The sequence below is a fragment of the Ihubacter sp. rT4E-8 genome (assembly GCF_049852125.1).
In the GTDB taxonomy this organism is placed as follows: Bacteria; Bacillota; Clostridia; order Peptostreptococcales; family Anaerovoracaceae; genus Senimuribacter.
In genome coordinates this window covers 23,826-41,651 of the sequence record NZ_CP187532.1, presented here as the reverse complement: position 1 = coordinate 41,651, position 17,826 = coordinate 23,826, and the positions used below count along the sequence as shown (strand labels likewise).

The following is a 17,826-nucleotide window of genomic DNA, read 5'->3' as shown; positions in this document are numbered from 1 at the left end:
TATGTAAAGATTTATACCGCAAAAAGGTAAAATTTATTGATGAAAGACAGCGGGCTCATGATGCTTATCCTAGTAAATTTCCCAGGAAAGATCGTATCGTATTGTAATCTACAGCAAGATTTAAATTTTGTCCGTCATCGAATCCGGCAGTTGAAAGGCCGATGAGTTCTCCGTACATGTTCAAAACAGCGCCCCCGGAGCTTCCGCTGGAAATAGGAGCGGTAAATTGAATCATAGGAACGTCGCGCACACTGCGGAACGCAGAGATAATACCGTCGGATACAGTATTAAATAATCCCAAAGGACTGCCGATCGCAACCACCTTTTGTCCTCTTGTAAGCTTCCTGTTTTGACACAGCGGAATAGGCGTCAGCTGACGGTCGATCTGCAGTACGGCCAGATCGAACAAAGGATTGTATTTGACAATACGAGACGTCTCATAAATTCTTTCTTCTCCTTCGATCCGTATGCCGTATAATGCTCCCTCATTCGTTACATGAAAATTAGTCAGTATGTAGCCGTCTCTGCCAATCATTACACCGGAGCCTGATTTAAACGGTTGCCCTTTGTTGTCCGCTACCTCCACCATTACAACGGAGGACGCCATGGAGGCCAGCTGTTCGTAATCCAGTTCTGTTTGCGAGATGGACGCTACCGGACGCGGCGGCGGAGACGGAACCGGCCCAGGCGAAGATTGTCTGGCAGGCTTGTGCGGCATAGGCATATTGCCAGAAGCAGCAGGCTGGCTTTGTATAGTGGACATACTGCTGCGGCGCTGGATTGATGGGGAAGTCTGCATTGGAATCGTCGCGGTGCATCCGCCGGTATTTTCGTTCCTCTGGTATGGCGGCATTGGAATAGAAGCGATGCAGCCTGAAGAAATATTTGACGTATTGGGCGGCATGGGAACAGACGCCTTAATAGAACCGGTGTGTTCAGACGGTCTATCAGGTGGTCTGGATACAGGCGCATGGGAAAGCGCAGAGCCTTGTTTATGTGGTATTTCCGGTGAACGGGAAGGTGGTGTTTTCTGCTGTGCCGTGCTGGTCTGGGCATGCGCGCCATTTTCCTGGGACGGGGTGGAAACCGTTTCGACGGACACCTTTTGATCAATGAATGGGGGTAAGGTCAGTGAGCCTCGGTTTGCATCCTCGTGGACCTGGGAGAGAGCCAGACATTTTTGTGGAAGGTCTGGATGTGCCTGTGTATTCAGATAGAGTATGTCGCAACCGACTTGGGTAAGCAAATAGAGAAATAGGTATTCCTGCAGCTTGACAGGGCCATGGAATACGAATTTCGGGGATGCCTGAGGTGTGAATCCGGGCAGAAACAGCTTTGGGAAATAGGTATCAATCCAGTAAAGCAGCTTTGTGGTAAAATTGTTGAGCATAGAATCGCTGCAGGTGGTTTGTACCTGGGTAAAAAGGGCGCGCGTTTTTTGGATGGCTGAGGTTACATTACTGTCCAAAACTGGATTATTAAATGCAAAATGGAGTCCATCCAGCTTGCTTTCTGTGAGACTGTTGATCTGACCGAGGATTTGCTGATACGCGGAAACTTCATCCGGGGTTGGGCGGAAAGGAAGCTTGTCGGTACGGAAATAGCCGGCGCCGCGTGCTGCCGCAGCTGTAAGGAATTGTTTTTCACAATGGATCAAACGGCTGGGAAATGTATCAGATTGATCAAAGCCGATATAACATAGAAAGCAGCAATCCTTTTCCTGAGCAGAAGCAGCGTATCTGCCGTTAATACTGAAAAACGCTTCTAGAGAATGAATCGGCATTTTGTTCATGTTTATTTTCATCTTTTGATTCTTTGACCTCCATTCGGCTGTTGTTATCTGTATTTTATCATAAAACGACAAAATGGGAAAGAAAATTGAGTTAAATATGACTTGGCCTACTTCTGATATGTTGGCTCAAACTTTTGCTGTATCAGAAGGCATCAGCAGCATTGACAGGAGGTGGATTATACGGTATATTGATATATAGGAGACAGATAATCATAGGAATGAATTAGCTGTATACATTGAAAATAAGAGAAAACGGCATAATGCTTGTCTTGAATTTAACAGCAGTGGGTTGTTAAAATGCGATAAGATTTTGTAGACGAAGAAAAGCAAGGGCTTAATTATGATGGAAAAAAAAGCATCGAATCAGACAGTATCTAAATTAGTACAACTTATATCTTGCATTTCAGAAAGCCGTACGCCGATGCGGCTGCAGGATATTTCGGAAAACATAGGAGTACCGACGGCAACGGCATTCAGGTATTTAAACGCGCTGGTGGAAGAAGGTTTGGTATTCCAGGATGCGGCAACAAACCGCTACGCGATGACGTGGCGTATCTGTGAATATGGAAAATTAGTGCGAAATCATATGACTATAAGGACCCTTTCCGGAAATTTGGTAAGTGAATTATCTGTTAAGCTTTCCCGAGGAGTGAGTTTGGTCATAGAGAGAGGAATGGAATGCGTATATTTGGATTGTGTATATGATCCTACGAGCATCAGCGGCGGCGTACCTTTGCAGCGTATTGGACTGCAGGCGCCGATCCATGCTGTTTCTTCAGGCAAGTTATTTTTGACAGAATACCAGGAAAGCGATATTGATTTGCTGATCAGCCAGAAGGGATTAGTTCAGCTGACTGAAAGAACGATTACAACGAAGAAAGATCTGACGGAAGAACTCCGCCGGACGAAAAATAATAAGTATGCGTTAGACGACCAGGAGTGTGAACCAGGATTGCGATGTGTCGCGGTTCCGATCTACGATTACAGCGGTCAAATTACAGCGGCTCTAAGCTGTTTCGGAAAGGTGGAGAATATGTCGTTCGAACACATTCACAGTGACATTTTACCGGAGCTGAGAGTTGTGGCAGAGGAAATATCCTTCAGAATGGGTTATTATGAATAAGTAAAGCATATCCCCTTTGATAGCATGGGTTATCAGAGGGGATTTTTCATATTTGCAGAAAAATGAAATTAAATTTCATTTTATGTTGACAAAGTAAAAATAGTGGAATAAAATGAAATTAGGTTCTAAAAAAAGAATATTTTTGGAGGAGTACGAAAATGAATGTCGAAAGGAAGAAATATTGTGTGAATGGTGAATGGCATTTGTCAAAAACGGACAAGTATATGCCTGTCACTGATTCAAGCACAGGAGAAATTATTGCAGAAGTTCCCTGTTGTACGGCAGAGGAAGTAGAATCGGCTATTGCGTCGGCACAGGAGGCTTTTCCTGCATGGTCGAAGCTCTCATTAAGTCAGAGAACGCAGATGATGTTTAAATGGAGAAACATTCTGATAGAACATCTGGAAGAATTGACACTGTTATGCGCGAAAGAGTTAGGTAAGACTTTAGCAGAGGCGAGAGGCGACGTGTTGAAAGCGATTGAGCCGACAGAACATGCTTGCTCCTTACCGACACTGATGCAGGGCGATGCATCTTTGCAGGTAACAACCGGATTTGATACAGCGACTTATCGGATGCCGTTAGGCGTTGTAGCGGGGATTGTACCGTTTAACTTCCCGGCGATGATTCCATGGGGCTGGATGGTACCGCTTGCGATCGCCTCTGGAAATACAGTTGTATTGAAAGCATCCAGCGCGACGCCACTTACAGCGATGCGCATATTAGAGCTTTTCTATGAAGAAGGAGGATTCCCGAAGGGCGTTGTCAATTTGGTAACCTGCAGTAGAAAAGAAGCAGATATTTTCTTGACAGATTCACGAGTTAAGGCAGTTACTTTTGTAGGTACGACAGGCGTTGGCAAGCAGATTTACTCTACAGCTGCGGCAAACGGAAAGCGTGTGCAGGCACAGTGTGAAGCGAAAAATCATGCGCTTGTTTTGGAGGATGCTGATTTGGAAAGCGCTGCAAGCGCAATTATCAACTCTACATATGGATGCGCTGGTATGAGATGTATGGCCCTTCCGGTTATTGTAGTACAGGAATCCATTGCTGATACGTTCGTTGCTTTGTTGAAGGAAAAGGCTATGGCAATGAAGGTCGGCTGCGCGTATGATCCGGAAACAAGTCTGGGTCCGGTTGTATCGGCGGAGCATAAGGCAAAGGTATGTGATTGGATTCAGAAAGGAATTGACGAGGGCGCTGAACTCGTGTTAGATGGCCGTAACGTTACAGTTCCAGGCTTTGAAAAAGGCTTTTTCGTCGGGCCAACGATTTTTGACCATGTAAAGCCGGGCATGACCATTGGCGACAGAGAAATCTTTGGTCCGGTGACATTGATAAAACGGGTGAAGAATTTTGAAGAGGGACTTGCTTTGATGAATGAAAATCCATTTGCCAACGGCTCTGTAATCTTCACACAAAACGGATATTATGCCAGAGAATTTGAGTTCCGTACTGACGGCGGAATGGTAGGCATCAACGTAGGAATTCCTGTGCCGTCCGCATATTTTCCATTCTCCGGAAACAAGGATTCCTTCTTTGGAGATTTGCATGTACTTGGAAAGGACGGCGTTCGATTCTATACGCGGGCTAAGACCGTGACGAAGCATTGGTATGATGAGACAGCAAGAAAAAAGAAAAAGGAAGTTGATACCTGGGAAGGAACCGTTGAAAGAATTTAGCAATCGGATTTCAAGCGGTATTTATAAATGAAAGTTCACATTATGGAAAGGAGAAAAGTAATGGAAAAAGGAAAGAAAAAGAAAAGGTTTGCTGTGCCGAATGTATTTATCATTCTGTTTGCAATTATTTTGGTTTGCAGCATATTATCCTATATTGTGCCGGCAGGTACATATGAGATGATGGAATTGGACGGCAGATCTGTTGTTGACCCGGATTCTTATCATACCATAGAGCAGACGCCGGTGTCTCTAATGCAAATGCTTACTTCCATCACCAGAGGCCTGCAGGAGAGCGCGCAGATTGTATTCTTCCTCTTTATTGTAGGAGGCGCTATGGCAGTCATACAGTCTACAGGCGCACTGGAGGCAGGCGTTGGTAAACTGGCAAAGAGTTTAAAAGGAAAAGATCTGATTATTATTCCGATTGTTCTGGCGTTGTTTGGCTTGGGCGGCGCAATTTTCGGTATGTGTGAAGAATCCGTACCTTTAGTTCCCCTCTTTGTCGCTCTGTGTTTGGCTATGGGATATGACTCCATCGTTGGCGTAGCTATCGTTATGGTTGGCGGAGCGATCGGTTGGGCCGGTGAGTTTATGAACCCATTCTGTTTGCAGGTTGCGCAGGGCATTTCGGAGCTGCCGCCGCTTTCCGGTATGGGTCTTAGAATTGCTCTGTTTGTGACGATGCTGGTAGTAACCTCTCTGTGGATTATGCGGTATGCGAGAAAAGTAAAAAAAGACCCGCAGCTTTCGCCGATGTATGAATTGGACAAGCAGAGAGATGATACCCTGGATCTTGAAAATTTGCCGAAGTTTGGTGGACGTGAAAAGGCCATTTTGATCGTATTCCTTTTGATGATTGTACTGCTGGTTTACGGTGTAATCGAGCTGGGTTGGTATATGGATGAAATTTGTGCGCTGTTCCTTGGAACTTCCATTATCTGTGCAATCATCGGAAAAATTGGCTTCAACCGTTATGCCGAGGTTCTTGGAAAGGGCATGATGGATCTTGCTACAGGCGCGTTAATCGTTGGTTTCTCCAAGGCTATTGTAGTCGTATTGACCGACGGCAGTATCCTTCACGTGATCTTACACGGTGCGGCTTCTGTACTCGGTGTGCTGCCGCCAATCTTCTCCGCGATCGGTATGTACATTTTCCAAAATCTGTTGAACTTAGTCGTTGTATCAGGATCCGGACAGGCTGCGCTTACCATGCCTCTCATGGCGCCGCTGGCAGATCTGGTAGATGTAACGAGACAAACGGCAGTTATGGCGTTGTCAGTGGGTAATGGACTGTCCAATGTATTGACACCCGTTTCAGGCTTCCTGATGGCAGGGCTTGCACTTGCAAAGGTTCCTTGGGAGAAATGGGCAAAATGGATGCTGCCTCTGATCGGAATTCAGTTTGTAATTGGTCTTGTGTTTATCATTATTGCCCATGTGACGCAGTATGGGCCGTTCTAAGAAAACACCGCGGTAGAAAAAGAGATTGCTAAACAGAAAAACAAATTCTGTGAAAGGAGGCCTGTTCATGGCAGAATTTTTTAGACCCGACACATTGCAGGAGGCATTAGAAATTCTTGGCCACTATAAAGAGAAGGCGGTTATTGTAAACGGAGGCAGCGATATTGTAATAGATATCAGTCAGAAAAGGATCGCGCCTTCCGCCATTGTTTATATTGGACAGCTAGCGGAGCTGCGATATGTTCGGGAAGAAAAGGGCTGCGTTATGCTGGGTGGGAATATGACCTACAGAGAGATGGCGCAGGATCTCATATGCCAGAAAATTGAGGGATTGATTACGGCGATCTCCAATCTGGGAAGTCCAGGCGTTCGAGCTGTTGCAACGCCGGCAGGTAATATTGGTACGGCTGCGCCGGCAGCTGATTGCGCAACGATGTTAATGGCGCTTAAGTCTGAGATCGTGCTTGTCAGTGAGCAAGGTGAGAGAAAAGTACCGCTACAGGATTTTTATTTGGGAAGAAATCGTACGGTGAAGCGTGCTGATGAAATCATTCGAGAGATTTGTTTTCCGGCAATACAGCTGGGAGAAGGTACCGGTTATTGCAAAGTGGCTCGCCGTAAGGCGCAGGACATTGGCAAAATACTGGTTGGCGCAAGAGTACAGCTAGAGGGTGATGTAATCAGTCGCGCCTCCATATCCCTGGGGGCGTTAAATGCAAATATTGTGCGTGCGTTCAGTCTGGAGGAAGCTGTGACAGGTATGAAACCAGCGGAAGCGCGGCAATATCTGAAAGAGACTTTTCCGAAGGAAGCGGTTTTGCGGGAGTCCTACTTTAAGGAATATAAAGAGCTTACAACCAGAGCTGTTGTTGCGCAAGCATTTTCCAGGGCGCTTGCCAGCGCTGAAAGGAGGAAGTAATATGCGCCGTATATCATTTGTTCTAAATGGAGAACCTGTTAGCTGTGAAATTGAGGGTGATGAAATTCTGACAGATACGATAAGAAACAGGTTTAAACTTACAGGTACAAAAAAGGGATGCGGTACAGGAGATTGCGGAGCATGTACAGTATTAGTTGACGACGTGGCTGTCAGGTCATGTACCATGCTCACCGGAATGATTGAGGGAAAACGAGTTATGACCATAGAAGGTCTTGGAACGACGGATCAGCTTCATCCGGTGCAGCAGGCTTTTGTTGATGTAAACGCTGTACAATGTGGTTTTTGTATTCCGGGTATGGTTCTGGCGGCGTATGCCTTGCTCAAGGAGAATCCTGATCCGACAGAAGAAGAAATTCGCATTGCAATCTCAGGAAATCTTTGCCGCTGCACAGGATATCAAAAAATTGTAGAAGCGATTCAGCTTGCTGCCATGCGCATGCAGGCTCAGAAAGCATAAGAACATAGAAGGGAAGGAAAAAATTATGATTAAATATTATGAAGGCGACGGACGTTTATCTTTAGTAACGGAGCATAACGGAGTGCTGTATTTGACAGGAAGAACTAGTGAAGGTAAAGATATCAAAGAACAGACTCAGGGCGTTCTGAATATTATCGATGAAACATTAGCAAAATACAATTCGGACAAGGAACATATCGTTCGCGTTCAGATCTTTTTGAAGGATGTCCTACGAGATTTCGATGATATGAATGAGGTGTGGGAAGCCTGGGTTGTAGAAGGAAAGGAGCCTGCAAGAGCGACAGTATCCGCTGATATGGCGTTAGAGGACAGACTGGTGGAAATGGTCGTTACTGCTGTGGTAAAATAAGACCGTAACGCTGAATAGAAAAGATACCTTCGGTTGACACCGCTGTCTTTGGCTTCGGATGCCAGCCGAAGGCGTTGTTTTTGCAAAATAGGAGTAAGAACATCATGAATAGGAATAACAGTCTTATTGGAAAACGAATGGTAAAGCCTGATACCATCGCAAAGGTGACGGGCGCGGCAAAATTTACTGCGGATTTAGCTGTTCACCGTACAGACCTGTTGTATGCAAAGGCCTTGTTTTCCCCTTATGGGCATGCTAAAATAGTGTCTATTGATACTTCACAGGCAGAAGCCCTTGACGGAGTGGAAGCTGTCATGACTGCTAAGGATTTGCCGCCAGGATGTGTGAATGGATATGGTTTAGACGAATATGATAAGCCTGTTTTGGCGGAAAATAAAGTGATTTACGAGGGTGACGCGGTAGCGATTTTAGCAGCTCGGGATCTGGCGACAGCGGAAAAAGCGATTTCTTTGATTCAAGTAGAGTATGAACCCCTTCCTGCTTATGACGATCCGAGAGAGGTTTTTGAGATGGAAGCCGGGGCGATCCATGAGAAACATCCTTTTTCTGGCGATAGTAATATTTCCTATAGCGCAAAGGTGCTGCGAGGCGATGTGGAGGCAGCTTTTGAAAAAGCAGATGTAATTCTCGATCATTACTTTGAAACGCCTATGGTTGACCACGCGTACATTGAACCGGATGTGTGCATTGCAGAACCAGATTTGATACAGGGCGGTATTACAATTTACAGTCCTCAGCATAATGTGCAGGGTGCGAAAAAATCGCTCTGTAAAGTGTTTGGACTGCCGCAGAGCAAAATTCATGTGATCAGTACCATTGTAGGCGGCGCATTTGGAGGAAAGGAAGACTCGACCTTTGATGTTTCTGCAATTGCCGGTGTATTGGCTCTGAGGACAGGAAGACCTGTATTTTACGAGGAGACACGGGAAGAAGTATTTCGTACTACAGGAAAGAGACATGCGGCATTTCTGCATCATCGGTTAGCCGCGGATAAAACGGGAAAAATACTAGGAATAGATGTATTCAATATTATAGATAAGGGTGCGTATCAGTCAGTAGACGCGATTCCAGACAGAACGGTGCTATATGCGGGCGGTCCGTATAAAATTCCAGTATCGAGAGCCCATGGCCATTCTGTTTATACAAATCATCCATATGGATGCGCGTTTAGAGGATTAGGCGCGCCGCAGGCACATTTCGCGATCGAATGTCAAATGGATATGCTGGCTCATGAGCTGGGAATGGATCCGATTGAATTACGATTAAAGAACATCGTAAGGGACGGCGATCGCATTCATACCGGACAGGTTATGCTGGGAGAGCGCGGCGTTGGCCTGGAAGAATGTCTGCTCAAGGTGAAGGAAGCGCTTTGCTGGGACGCGCCTAGAGATAGAGGAACCGGTGTGAAGAAACGGGGAAAGGGCGTGGCCTGCTTTATGTACGGCATAGGAACAGGCAGTTCTCCGGACGGCGCCCATTGTATCGTACAGGCGCAGCGGGACGGCTCTATTAACATTGGATTGTCTTCTAATGAATTGGGACAGGGACTTCTTGTGGCGATGAAGCAGATTGCAGCGGAAGCGATGGGAGTTTCCTATGAAAAGGTATACGTGGATTACTCTAATTCAGCAACCTCATTAGAAGCTGGCGCCACAGTTTCTTCAAGAACGACAGCCCTGATGGGAAACGCGGTTCTGGCAGGCTGCAAAACGCTGCGGGAACGGTTTATCAAATATGCGGCGGACGAGGTTTTCAAGGTAGGAACAGAGTCTCTAGCTATGGCAGAGGACACAGTTTTCGTCAAAGGAAAACCGGAAACCGCCATTCCACTGGAGAAAATCGTGACAGGCGCTTACAGAGCGCAGATACCGCTTGCAGCGATCGGGTCATGGTTTCCTCCGAGAGTACACCCGAATCCTAAGGGCACCCACGATCAAATGCATGCATTTACATTTGGAACCTGCGGTGTAGAGCTGGAAGTAGATACAGAGACAGGAGAGCTTACTGTTTTGCGGTGCATTTTGGCATGTGACGTCGGAAAAGCGATTAACCCGAGTACAGTAGAGGGTCAGATGGAAGGCGGCATGGCCCAGGGCATCGGCTGGGGCATCATGGAGGAGCATTTTATGAGCCAGGGCCGGATGAAGAATCATACCTATCATGACTTTTTAATTCCGACAGCTGTCGACGTGCCGAATCTGGAAACGATCATCGTAGAGCATCCGAATGTACTCGGTCCATTTGGCGCAAAAGGAATCGGAGAGCCGCCGGTGGTTGGCATCGCGCCAGCGATCAGAAACGCTTTCTTTGACGCGACGGGGGTCTTTATCAATACGATTCCGCTCACGCCGGTTCGGGTTATGGAAGCATTGCATAAATGTGACAAAGGAAAGGAATAGATTATGAATATAAGAAATGAAAATAGGAGATTTAAAAAGCTTCTCGTGCTGATGCTGATCTTCTCTATGATGTTCTCGGCAGCAGCTTGTGGATCTGAAAACGATGCGTCGAAGGACGGCAATACTTCTTGGGAGAAGGTGACCGTAACTGACCAGGCGGGTCGTGAGGTGACGATTGAAAGCAGGCCAGAGAAAATCGTAAGCGGTTATTATATCTCTACATCTATATTGCTTGCGTTGGATTGCAAGGAACGGTTGGTAGGCATTGAGGCGAAGGCGAAAGAGAGAAATATCTATACACTTGCCGCGCCTGAAATTATTGATCTGCCGAATACAGGGTCAGCAAAGGATTTCAACTTAGAGGCATGTATCGCGTTAGAACCGGATTTGGTGGTTTTGCCGAAAAAGCTTCAGGAACCGGCGCGGGCATTAGAGGAAATGGGTATTCCAGTATTACTGATCAGTCCCGAAGACGATCAACTGCTTGAGGAAGCGATCAGTATGATCGCTACTGCAGTAGGAGAAGGCGAGAGAGCCGAAGCGCTGCTGCATTACTACGATGAGGTGAATGAAAAGCTTCAGGAAAAAGGAAAAGAGGAAGATGCGCCGATTATTTATCTGGCGGGCAACAGTGATATGCTTAGAACCTGTCCGGCGGATATGTATCAGAATACGCTGATTGAAGCGGCGAAAGGTAAAAATGCAGCTGCTGAAATTAAAGGCGACAGCTGGTCCGGCGTTTCTTATGAACAGCTTCTGGCATGGGATCCTGACTATATTGTGATCGTACCGGAAGCCAGCTATACAGCAGAAGACCTGTGCGCTGTGCCTGAGCTTGCTAATTTAACCGCCGTAAAGGAAGGTAAAGTGCTGACTATGCCTTCAGACTTTGAGGCCTGGGACTCGCCTGTTCCATCAGGCGCGCTTGGAAAGCTGTGGCTTTTTGCCGCACTGCATCCGGAAGCGTATAGTTTAGATGAGCTGAGAGAAGACGTGGCAGATTTTTATCAGCGTTTTTATGGATTTGAAGCAGATAAGGAGCTTGTAACACTGTCGTGAACGGTAAAAAAGAAAATCGACTGATTTACATTTTTGGGATAGCGCTGCTGTGTTTTACTGGTATATCGCTGCTGATTGGAAAATATCCCATTTCATTAGACGAGATTGTTAAGATTCTGACCGGCAGAGGACATGAGGTCGCCGGGGTAACCTATGACGTCTTTATGAGACTGCGGCTGCCGCGTACATTGATGGCGCTTATGGCAGGCGTAGGTTTAAGCTTGGCAGGATATATTTATCAGCTTCTGTTTAAGAATATTTTGGCGTCTCCCGATTTAATTGGCGTGGCCAGTGGCGCTAATGCGGGAGCTGCTGTGGGAATTGTAATGATGGGCGCAGGTTCAATACTTGTGCCCATTTACGCATTCCTCGGAGGGATAGGGGCTGTTCTGCTGGTGTTGTTTTTCTCGAAGAACGGACACAAAAATTCATTGGCCTCTATTGTACTTTCGGGCATTGTAATTAGCGCTATGGCTGAAGCTGTCATCATGGTACTGAAACTATTCGCGGATCCCAATCGTGAGTTGGCGCCTCTGGAATACTGGTCTATGGGAGGGCTTTCTGCAATTACGTTTTCTAAGGTTTTATGGGTATTTCCTTTCTTTGCAGCAGGTATGGCCGCCCTGTTTTTCGTTCGCTATCAGATTACAATCCTCGGATTATCCAATGAGGAAGCCGCAGCTCTGGGCGTTAGAGTAGGTTTGACGCGAACTGTGATTCTTGCGGCGACGACTATTATTGTGTCTGCCATCGTATCGGTTACGGGATTGATTACCTTTATCGGCCTGGTCGCGCCTCATGCTGCAAGAATGTTAACCCAGAAAAGTAATCTTAAGACGGCGGCGCTAGCCTGTATTTTAGGGGGGATTTTGATGGTTATGGCGGATTGTGCTTCTCGGGGTTTTTTCGACATTGAAATTCCTGTCAGCATCTTGACGTCATTGATTGGCGCACCGTTTTTAGTTCTGTTGATGATAAAAAGGAGGGATTGGAGATTTTACTGAGAATAGAGGATTTGAAGTTTTCCTACAAGCGGGAAAAGGTGTTGGACGGCGTTTCTTTGCAGGTGGAGGCCGGACAGCTTTGTGCGCTGCTGGGAGAGAATGGCTCCGGAAAATCCACTCTTTTAAAGCTGATCGGAGGTATGGAGAAGCAGCAGGATGGACAAATTTTCATTGAGGAGAATAATGTATGGGATTTTTCAGCGAAGCAGCGCGCCAAATTGGCGGCGTATCTGCCGCAGCGATTTGGCGTATACTTTGATACAGGCGTATTGGATATGGTTCTTATGGGTGTAAATCCTGAGTTGTCTTTCGGGCAGACGCCATCGGAACGTCATATACGCAAAGCGCGGGCAGCATTAGAGTACCTCCACTTATCCTATTTAGGGGAGGCGAATTATATGTATCTGAGTGAAGGCGAGAAGCAGATGGTAATGATCGCCAGAGCAATGGTGCAGGGCGCGCCGCTTCTCCTATTTGATGAACCGGATAGCGCTCTCGATGTGAATAACAGGTATCATCTTATGCAGATGCTGCGAAAATTAGCTGATGAAGAAAATTTGGGCGCGCTGCTTGTACTTCACGATCCCCAGCTAGCCTTATCCTATTGTGATAAAGTGTATCTGTTAAAGACGGGTAAAATCTGTGCGGAGATGAGAATGGCAGAAGAATCAGCAGAGGAAATGGAAGATAATTTGCGGCAAGTATTCCCTGGCGTGAAAGTGTACAGTAGAGACAAAGAACTTTATATCGGTTACAGGCAGTAACAGGCCAGGCAGTGTGCGCCAGGCCTGTTATTTGCGTATAGAGAGTAAATCTGTTTTTTTATCTATATCCTTTAGTTCCAGAGGATTGAGAACAGGCAGAAAGGAAACTGCTTCTGGATACTTTTTGCAAAGATATTTTCCGCCGTGATCAGGGGGCAGTTCGCTAAGCTCTGTGAAGTAACGCGATGGGAAGATTACCGGATTTCCCTGTTTACCGTTGCAAAGTGGAACGTGAATTTTCTCCGATTCTTCGCAGAAGTGAGCAGCGAGCTCTTGAATGGTCCGTGTTGTGAGCCAGGGTTGATCGGAAACAAAGAACATACAGCCTCGGCAAAGAGGATCGATTTCAGCCATACCAAGGGCTATGGTTTTTGCGATATCATCGGTAGTATCCTCATTCTGAACTGCCACATAACCATATTTTCTTGCTATTGCCAGAATATCGCTATAGATGGATACGACGATGACCTGCTCAAACAGGCCGGACGGAATGGAGGAAAATAATTTCTCTATCATCGGCTTGCCGTCAATCGGATGGAGAAGCTTGTTTTCACCGAAGCGACTGGCGCGGCCGGAAGCTAAAATGATAGCGGAAAGACGCAGGAGTTTCATATGGTCCACTTCTCCTTTCTGAGTTTTTCAAACTTATTATAATGCATAAAGGTTAAACATCCTTCAGTTTTCGAATAATGCCACAGGCTATATAATTCTGCAGGGGATATTCCTCTATGTCGACTGCCTTTTCCGCTGCTAGCTGCTGTAGATGTCTGACACTTGCATCACCCAAAGCTCCTTTTCTGATGAGAATTTTCCAGGGCACGCGTCGCAGCAATACGCGCGTAGCTTCGCCAATACCCGGCTTTACCAGGTTGATATCGCTGATATTAAAGGTGTCCGCTATTTCCCTCGATTCTTCCAGGCCTGTTAAATGCCGCTTACCTTGACGCTTTGATGGCGTATCGCCGGATACACTTTGACGGCGGAAGTTTGACGTGATCGCTTCAAGAAATGCTGAGGACAAATCCTTTTCCGCCAATTCTCCGTAATACACCGCGCCGTGAAAGTCCTCAGGGCCGATGATATCGCTGCGAAGAAAGGTTCTGCTGATTAAACCTGATACTGTGCTGTTGAGACAGGAGCTTGGAATGAGAATATCCTCATGGGTACCGCAAAGGCTGGTCATATGGGCGGGATCGGCAAGGACGGCAAGCTCCGGGGAGACCCCTGGAAATTCGGTCAGATCCTTTTCGAGCTCGCGAAGAATAGCGCCTTTTCCAATCCAGCCGTCAACGAACTGCAGATTCTCCGGCTTGTGCCGTTTCAGGATATACGTCATGGCGTTGGTATCTATTCCGCGATCTCTGATAATAGAAACCGCATAATGATGTGGATCTGTTCCAAGAAAGGCTGCCATATAGCGTTTCAGTAAAATGCCTACCGGTATTCCGGCTCTGGCCAAAGATACCAGCGCAACATTAGAGCCTTTTTCCGCCAAAATTTTTTTCGCGGCAACCGCCACAGCGTCTGCTGTTTTCTGTCCAAAGGACTTCAGAGCCGCCTCATAGGCCTCCATATACTGCTTTGACGGCGCGTATTCTATGGGAAGCATTTCGCTGTAGTGACGTCCCGTTTGTATTGCCTTTTCTCTTTCTTCGGTAGGCTGCGGCTGGACAAGCCCGGTAATATCCTTTAACAGGATTGTTACATCTTCTTTTTTATAAGAACTTCTCATCAAAAGATTTTCTCCCTAAAATTTCTTCTTATCCTCATCTTGCCGGCAGATCAGGTGAATACAATGGTTTCCCGACTGCTTCAACGCTGTCTTCAAATCGTGTAGACCCGGCCAATAGGCGGGCGTTTTTATGGTTGCGTCTGTTATAATAAAAACCCGGTCGTATGCCTTTAAATTATAAATATAGGTGATTCTTTCTGCATCATATAGGCTTCGAAGCTGCCATCTTTCGTGGAGGGGATATTCCGATTCTGTCGACGGCAAAATGGGACTGCGCGTTGTGGCATGGAAGCATACGCTGCCGACAGCGCCCACCTGCTGTTCCATTTCGGTAGCTGCAAGTAAAGCCGGATACATGAATTCCTCCGTGCCCAAAACTAAAATTGACTCTCCAAGCCGCGGCGCTGCTAAATGGCAGACATCCTTTGCGAAGCTGCGCGCTGCCTCCTGATATTTTTCTGAACTTTTGACGCGACATAGATTCTGTCCGCCCGACATGGTAGTTACGTCTATCGTTTCGTTATCCTGTATCGAAAAATGTGTTCCATCAAGCTCCCCGAACTGATGTGTTTTTCCATTTCCCGCAAAGAGGTGTAGCTTGTCAGCATACCGCTGGTTATCTGATTTCACCAGATAACACAGTTGTCCGACCTTTTCTCCAAATTCCTTCTCACGTTCTGTTGTCATACCATTGAGCAAGGATGCTACCGCCCATTTTTTCGTATCTAAACGATAGGCTGCCTTCATTGTGTTTATAAGGCGGCAGATCGTGTTTCCCGTGGTGACTTCGTCTTCTACGAAGATAATTGTATCAACCTTTTCCAGAACCTCCTGAAGACCATCAGCCGCCAGCCTCTGCTCTGTGGCATGGCTATGCGTTTCACTAAAGTACAGAAAGTTCTCTGCGGCGTCTGCCTCCCTTGTGGTCTGCATCACATATACTTTGTTTTTTTTCGTAAAATTGCAGGCGACTGCCGCGCCAATTGCTGTTGCAGTTTCAGCAAAGCCGATAAAAAGAACCCCTCCATCTATGTTTAATTCTTTATTTACTTTGTTGGCCAATGTGTCAAACAAAGAGAGAGAGACTGACGGCGAGACCGGCACATGCTTACCCTGCAAAGGATTTACTAAAAGATAAGGCCTCTTTTTATTATTATCCCGTTTTGCCACGGCAATTAAATCTACAGCGGTATAATCCTTTCCTCTCTCCTGCTCCATTTTTCATTCACTCCGTATATTTTTGCTAACCGTATCACTTTTTCTGCCCAAATGAAATGTGTCTTATATTCGTTCATTCTCTGCCCCGATACGGATTTTTCCACATAAACTCTGTCATTCTCTGCTAATGCCATAATGCTGAGAGCATCATCCAGATCGTCTCGATCCACCTTCAGCGCCTGATTTACCACCTGTATTTGATTGGGATGTATCACCGTTTTTCCAACAAATCCGTTGAGCTTATCCAGGCGCAGCTCGCGCTCTAATCCGGTTTTCCACTGTCCTCCCGGACTTCCGAAGTATTCCCATACCGGTCCGGAAACCACGTAATCCGCTGAAAAGCATCCAAGTATGTCATACAGCAAATTGGCAACTACGCCGATATCGTAAATCGTTTCATCGAAGTTTCGGCGAACGCCAAAACTCTTACAGAAATCGTTTCCTCCTACGCGCACGTTGAGGACGTAAGCTTTGGCCGCGTCCAGAAATTCTTTGATCGTGTAAAGGGTGTCAATACGGGATCGGAGATTGACAATATCTCCGCTTTCCAAGGTCGGCATGACGTATAGCCGCCGTCCCGCACGATCGCTGGCTTGTTTTACTGCATCCAGATAGGCTTTTCCGTTATCTGTTGAAAATTTCGGCAGCACAAATCCGTCTATCACGCCCTGCGCATTTTGCAGCAAACAGCTTAAGCGTCTGATTTGCTCCGGTTCTCTGACGCGTATAAATAAATTTGGCATATAGAAATGTGTTTCTTTCTGTTGTTTTTGCAGGTGGAAAATTGTCTGCACCAAAGCTGTTTCCGCCGCTGCTACAGCGCTGTCGCTTATGGCGTCTTCCAAACAGAGCGATAAGGAGTACGGGCGCTGAAAGCTCCCCTCTATTATTTTCGCTGCCACATCTTTATTATTTGCCGGACAGTACATCAATGCGCCGACTCGATAAGGTTTCATCCGTTCTTCATCATATAAGATCTGTTCCAATTCTCTATTCACATATACCTCCTGCTTGCCGCGCTTACCCGTTTGCCGCAGCAATCGTAATCCTCTTTCCGGGAAAATACAATACTATGAGTATACCATTCATAAGAGACTTTGTAAATTAAAACCAGCTGTCCCGAGATCCATTTCCAATGATTGATTTTTCGATAACAAAGTGGTACAATAAAGCTAAGTATCAAAACAATCGAAAGAGGGAATGTATGAATCGAATTGGGAGAGCAAAGATCAGCTTTAACTCGCCGGTGATTTTGACCTTTGTCAGTATCTGCGCGATCGCGTTGCTATTAGATACAATTACCGCAGGGATGACGAATCGCCTGCTGTTTAGTGTGTATAGATCTTCGCCGCTGAACCCATTAACCTATGTCAGGATGGTAGGACATGTCTTTGGCCATGCAGGATGGGGACACTTTAGCGGCAATATTATTATGATTCTTTTAATTGGTCCGCTGCTGGAGGAAAAGTATGGCAAGTGGAATCTTTCCTTTATTATTTTGTTGACAGCAGTGATTACAGGTGTTCTTCAGATTTTAAATTTTCCGCATACAGGGCTTTTGGGCGCCAGCGGCGTTGTATTTGCCTTTATTATCCTTTCCTCTATGACTGATATGAAAAAGGGGGAAATTCCGCTTACTTTTATCTTGATCTCCATTATCTATATCGGCGGTCAGGTATACCAGGGAATCTTTGTAGAAGATAACGTATCCAATCTGACCCATATTGTCGGTGGAATTGTCGGCGGCAGCTGCGGATATGCGCTGAATAGAAATAAGACGAATTATTATATATAAATGATCGGT

The 17,826-nt window shown here is 46.2% G+C and carries 16 protein-coding genes; 11 read left to right on the top strand and 5 right to left on the bottom strand.

What is annotated here, in order from left to right; all coding sequences use genetic code 11:
- Positions 1–64 precede the first annotated feature (64 nt).
- Positions 65–1,792: a trypsin-like peptidase domain-containing protein gene (locus tag ACPW7J_RS00155; RefSeq protein WP_425755760.1), complete on the bottom strand. Its 1,728-nt coding sequence runs from the start codon at positions 1,790–1,792 to the stop codon at positions 65–67.
- 340 nt (positions 1,793–2,132) lie between these two features.
- Between ACPW7J_RS00155 and ACPW7J_RS00150 the strand changes: the two genes are divergently transcribed.
- From ACPW7J_RS00150 to ACPW7J_RS00105, 10 genes are all read left to right on the top strand, one after another.
- Positions 2,133–2,915: an IclR family transcriptional regulator gene (locus tag ACPW7J_RS00150; protein WP_425755758.1), complete on the top strand. Its 783-nt coding sequence runs from the start codon at positions 2,133–2,135 to the stop codon at positions 2,913–2,915.
- A gap of 158 nt (positions 2,916–3,073) precedes the next feature.
- Positions 3,074–4,597 carry a CoA-acylating methylmalonate-semialdehyde dehydrogenase gene (locus ACPW7J_RS00145; RefSeq protein ID WP_161874086.1) on the top strand — a complete coding sequence of 508 codons (1,524 nt, stop codon included), beginning with the start codon at positions 3,074–3,076 and terminating at the stop codon, positions 4,595–4,597.
- Between the two features lie 60 nt (positions 4,598–4,657).
- Positions 4,658–6,058 carry an AbgT family transporter gene (locus tag ACPW7J_RS00140; RefSeq protein ID WP_161874087.1) on the top strand — a complete coding sequence of 467 codons (1,401 nt, stop codon included), beginning with the start codon at positions 4,658–4,660 and terminating at the stop codon, positions 6,056–6,058.
- Between the two features lie 67 nt (positions 6,059–6,125).
- Positions 6,126–6,977 carry an FAD binding domain-containing protein gene (locus ACPW7J_RS00135; protein ID WP_424960358.1) on the top strand — a complete coding sequence of 284 codons (852 nt, stop codon included), beginning with the start codon at positions 6,126–6,128 and terminating at the stop codon, positions 6,975–6,977.
- 1 nt (position 6,978) lies between these two features.
- Positions 6,979–7,455, top strand: a complete 477-nt coding sequence (locus ACPW7J_RS00130) for a (2Fe-2S)-binding protein (RefSeq protein ID WP_161874089.1) — start codon at positions 6,979–6,981, stop codon at positions 7,453–7,455.
- Between the two features lie 25 nt (positions 7,456–7,480).
- Positions 7,481–7,825 (top strand): RidA family protein, encoded by a 345-nt coding sequence (locus ACPW7J_RS00125; RefSeq protein ID WP_201759581.1) that lies wholly within the window; start codon positions 7,481–7,483, stop codon positions 7,823–7,825.
- Positions 7,826–7,929: 104 nt separating this feature from the next.
- On the top strand, positions 7,930–10,245 hold the full coding sequence (locus ACPW7J_RS00120) for a xanthine dehydrogenase family protein molybdopterin-binding subunit (protein WP_424960357.1): 2,316 nt from the start codon (positions 7,930–7,932) through the stop codon (positions 10,243–10,245).
- 3 nt (positions 10,246–10,248) lie between these two features.
- Positions 10,249–11,304 carry an ABC transporter substrate-binding protein gene (locus ACPW7J_RS00115; protein WP_338547044.1) on the top strand — a complete coding sequence of 352 codons (1,056 nt, stop codon included), beginning with the start codon at positions 10,249–10,251 and terminating at the stop codon, positions 11,302–11,304.
- Positions 11,301–12,308, top strand: a complete 1,008-nt coding sequence (locus ACPW7J_RS00110; RefSeq protein WP_424960356.1) for a FecCD family ABC transporter permease — start codon at positions 11,301–11,303, stop codon at positions 12,306–12,308. The genes ACPW7J_RS00115 and ACPW7J_RS00110 overlap by 4 nt, the downstream gene beginning before the upstream one ends.
- On the top strand, positions 12,293–13,072 hold the full coding sequence (locus ACPW7J_RS00105; protein WP_424960355.1) for an ABC transporter ATP-binding protein: 780 nt from the start codon (positions 12,293–12,295) through the stop codon (positions 13,070–13,072). The genes ACPW7J_RS00110 and ACPW7J_RS00105 overlap by 16 nt, the downstream gene beginning before the upstream one ends.
- A 27-nt stretch (positions 13,073–13,099) precedes the next feature.
- On the opposite strand, the gene ACPW7J_RS00100 is transcribed toward ACPW7J_RS00105, so the two are convergent.
- Genes ACPW7J_RS00100 through ACPW7J_RS00085 form a run of 4 tightly spaced genes read right to left on the bottom strand, consistent with a single transcriptional unit; the run spans position 13,100 to position 17,020 of the window.
- Complete coding sequence (locus tag ACPW7J_RS00100) at positions 13,100–13,684, bottom strand: nucleotidyltransferase family protein (RefSeq protein ID WP_424960354.1); 585 nt, start codon at positions 13,682–13,684, stop codon at positions 13,100–13,102.
- A gap of 52 nt (positions 13,685–13,736) precedes the next feature.
- On the bottom strand, positions 13,737–14,804 hold the full coding sequence (locus ACPW7J_RS00095) for a cysteine protease StiP family protein (protein WP_424960353.1): 1,068 nt from the start codon (positions 14,802–14,804) through the stop codon (positions 13,737–13,739).
- Positions 14,805–14,819: 15 nt separating this feature from the next.
- Entirely contained in the window at positions 14,820–16,022 is a 1,203-nt protein-coding gene (locus ACPW7J_RS00090) for a phosphoribosyltransferase domain-containing protein (RefSeq protein ID WP_424960352.1), read from the bottom strand.
- Positions 15,986–17,020: an HpcH/HpaI aldolase/citrate lyase family protein gene (locus tag ACPW7J_RS00085; protein ID WP_424960351.1), complete on the bottom strand. Its 1,035-nt coding sequence runs from the start codon at positions 17,018–17,020 to the stop codon at positions 15,986–15,988. Before ACPW7J_RS00085 ends, ACPW7J_RS00090 begins: the two co-directional genes overlap by 37 nt.
- 206 nt (positions 17,021–17,226) lie before the next feature.
- Here ACPW7J_RS00085 and ACPW7J_RS00080 point away from each other — a divergent pair, with 206 nt between their 5' ends.
- Complete coding sequence (locus ACPW7J_RS00080) at positions 17,227–17,817, top strand: rhomboid family intramembrane serine protease (RefSeq protein ID WP_424960350.1); 591 nt, start codon at positions 17,227–17,229, stop codon at positions 17,815–17,817.
- The last annotated feature ends 9 nt before the right edge of the window (positions 17,818–17,826 follow it).

Coding starts and splice junctions, on each gene's coding strand:
- ACPW7J_RS00155 (WP_425755760.1), bottom strand. CDS start 1,792: ATGAACAAAATGCCGATTCATTCTCTAGAAGCGTTTTTCAGTATTAAC.
- ACPW7J_RS00150 (WP_425755758.1), top strand. CDS start 2,133: ATGATGGAAAAAAAAGCATCGAATCAGACAGTATCTAAATTAGTACAA.
- ACPW7J_RS00145 (WP_161874086.1), top strand. CDS start 3,074: ATGAATGTCGAAAGGAAGAAATATTGTGTGAATGGTGAATGGCATTTG.
- ACPW7J_RS00140 (WP_161874087.1), top strand. CDS start 4,658: ATGGAAAAAGGAAAGAAAAAGAAAAGGTTTGCTGTGCCGAATGTATTT.
- ACPW7J_RS00135 (WP_424960358.1), top strand. CDS start 6,126: ATGGCAGAATTTTTTAGACCCGACACATTGCAGGAGGCATTAGAAATT.
- ACPW7J_RS00130 (WP_161874089.1), top strand. CDS start 6,979: ATGCGCCGTATATCATTTGTTCTAAATGGAGAACCTGTTAGCTGTGAA.
- ACPW7J_RS00125 (WP_201759581.1), top strand. CDS start 7,481: ATGATTAAATATTATGAAGGCGACGGACGTTTATCTTTAGTAACGGAG.
- ACPW7J_RS00120 (WP_424960357.1), top strand. CDS start 7,930: ATGAATAGGAATAACAGTCTTATTGGAAAACGAATGGTAAAGCCTGAT.
- ACPW7J_RS00115 (WP_338547044.1), top strand. CDS start 10,249: ATGAATATAAGAAATGAAAATAGGAGATTTAAAAAGCTTCTCGTGCTG.
- ACPW7J_RS00100 (WP_424960354.1), bottom strand. CDS start 13,684: ATGAAACTCCTGCGTCTTTCCGCTATCATTTTAGCTTCCGGCCGCGCC.
- ACPW7J_RS00095 (WP_424960353.1), bottom strand. CDS start 14,804: ATGAGAAGTTCTTATAAAAAAGAAGATGTAACAATCCTGTTAAAGGAT.
- ACPW7J_RS00090 (WP_424960352.1), bottom strand. CDS start 16,022: ATGGAGCAGGAGAGAGGAAAGGATTATACCGCTGTAGATTTAATTGCC.
- ACPW7J_RS00080 (WP_424960350.1), top strand. CDS start 17,227: ATGAATCGAATTGGGAGAGCAAAGATCAGCTTTAACTCGCCGGTGATT.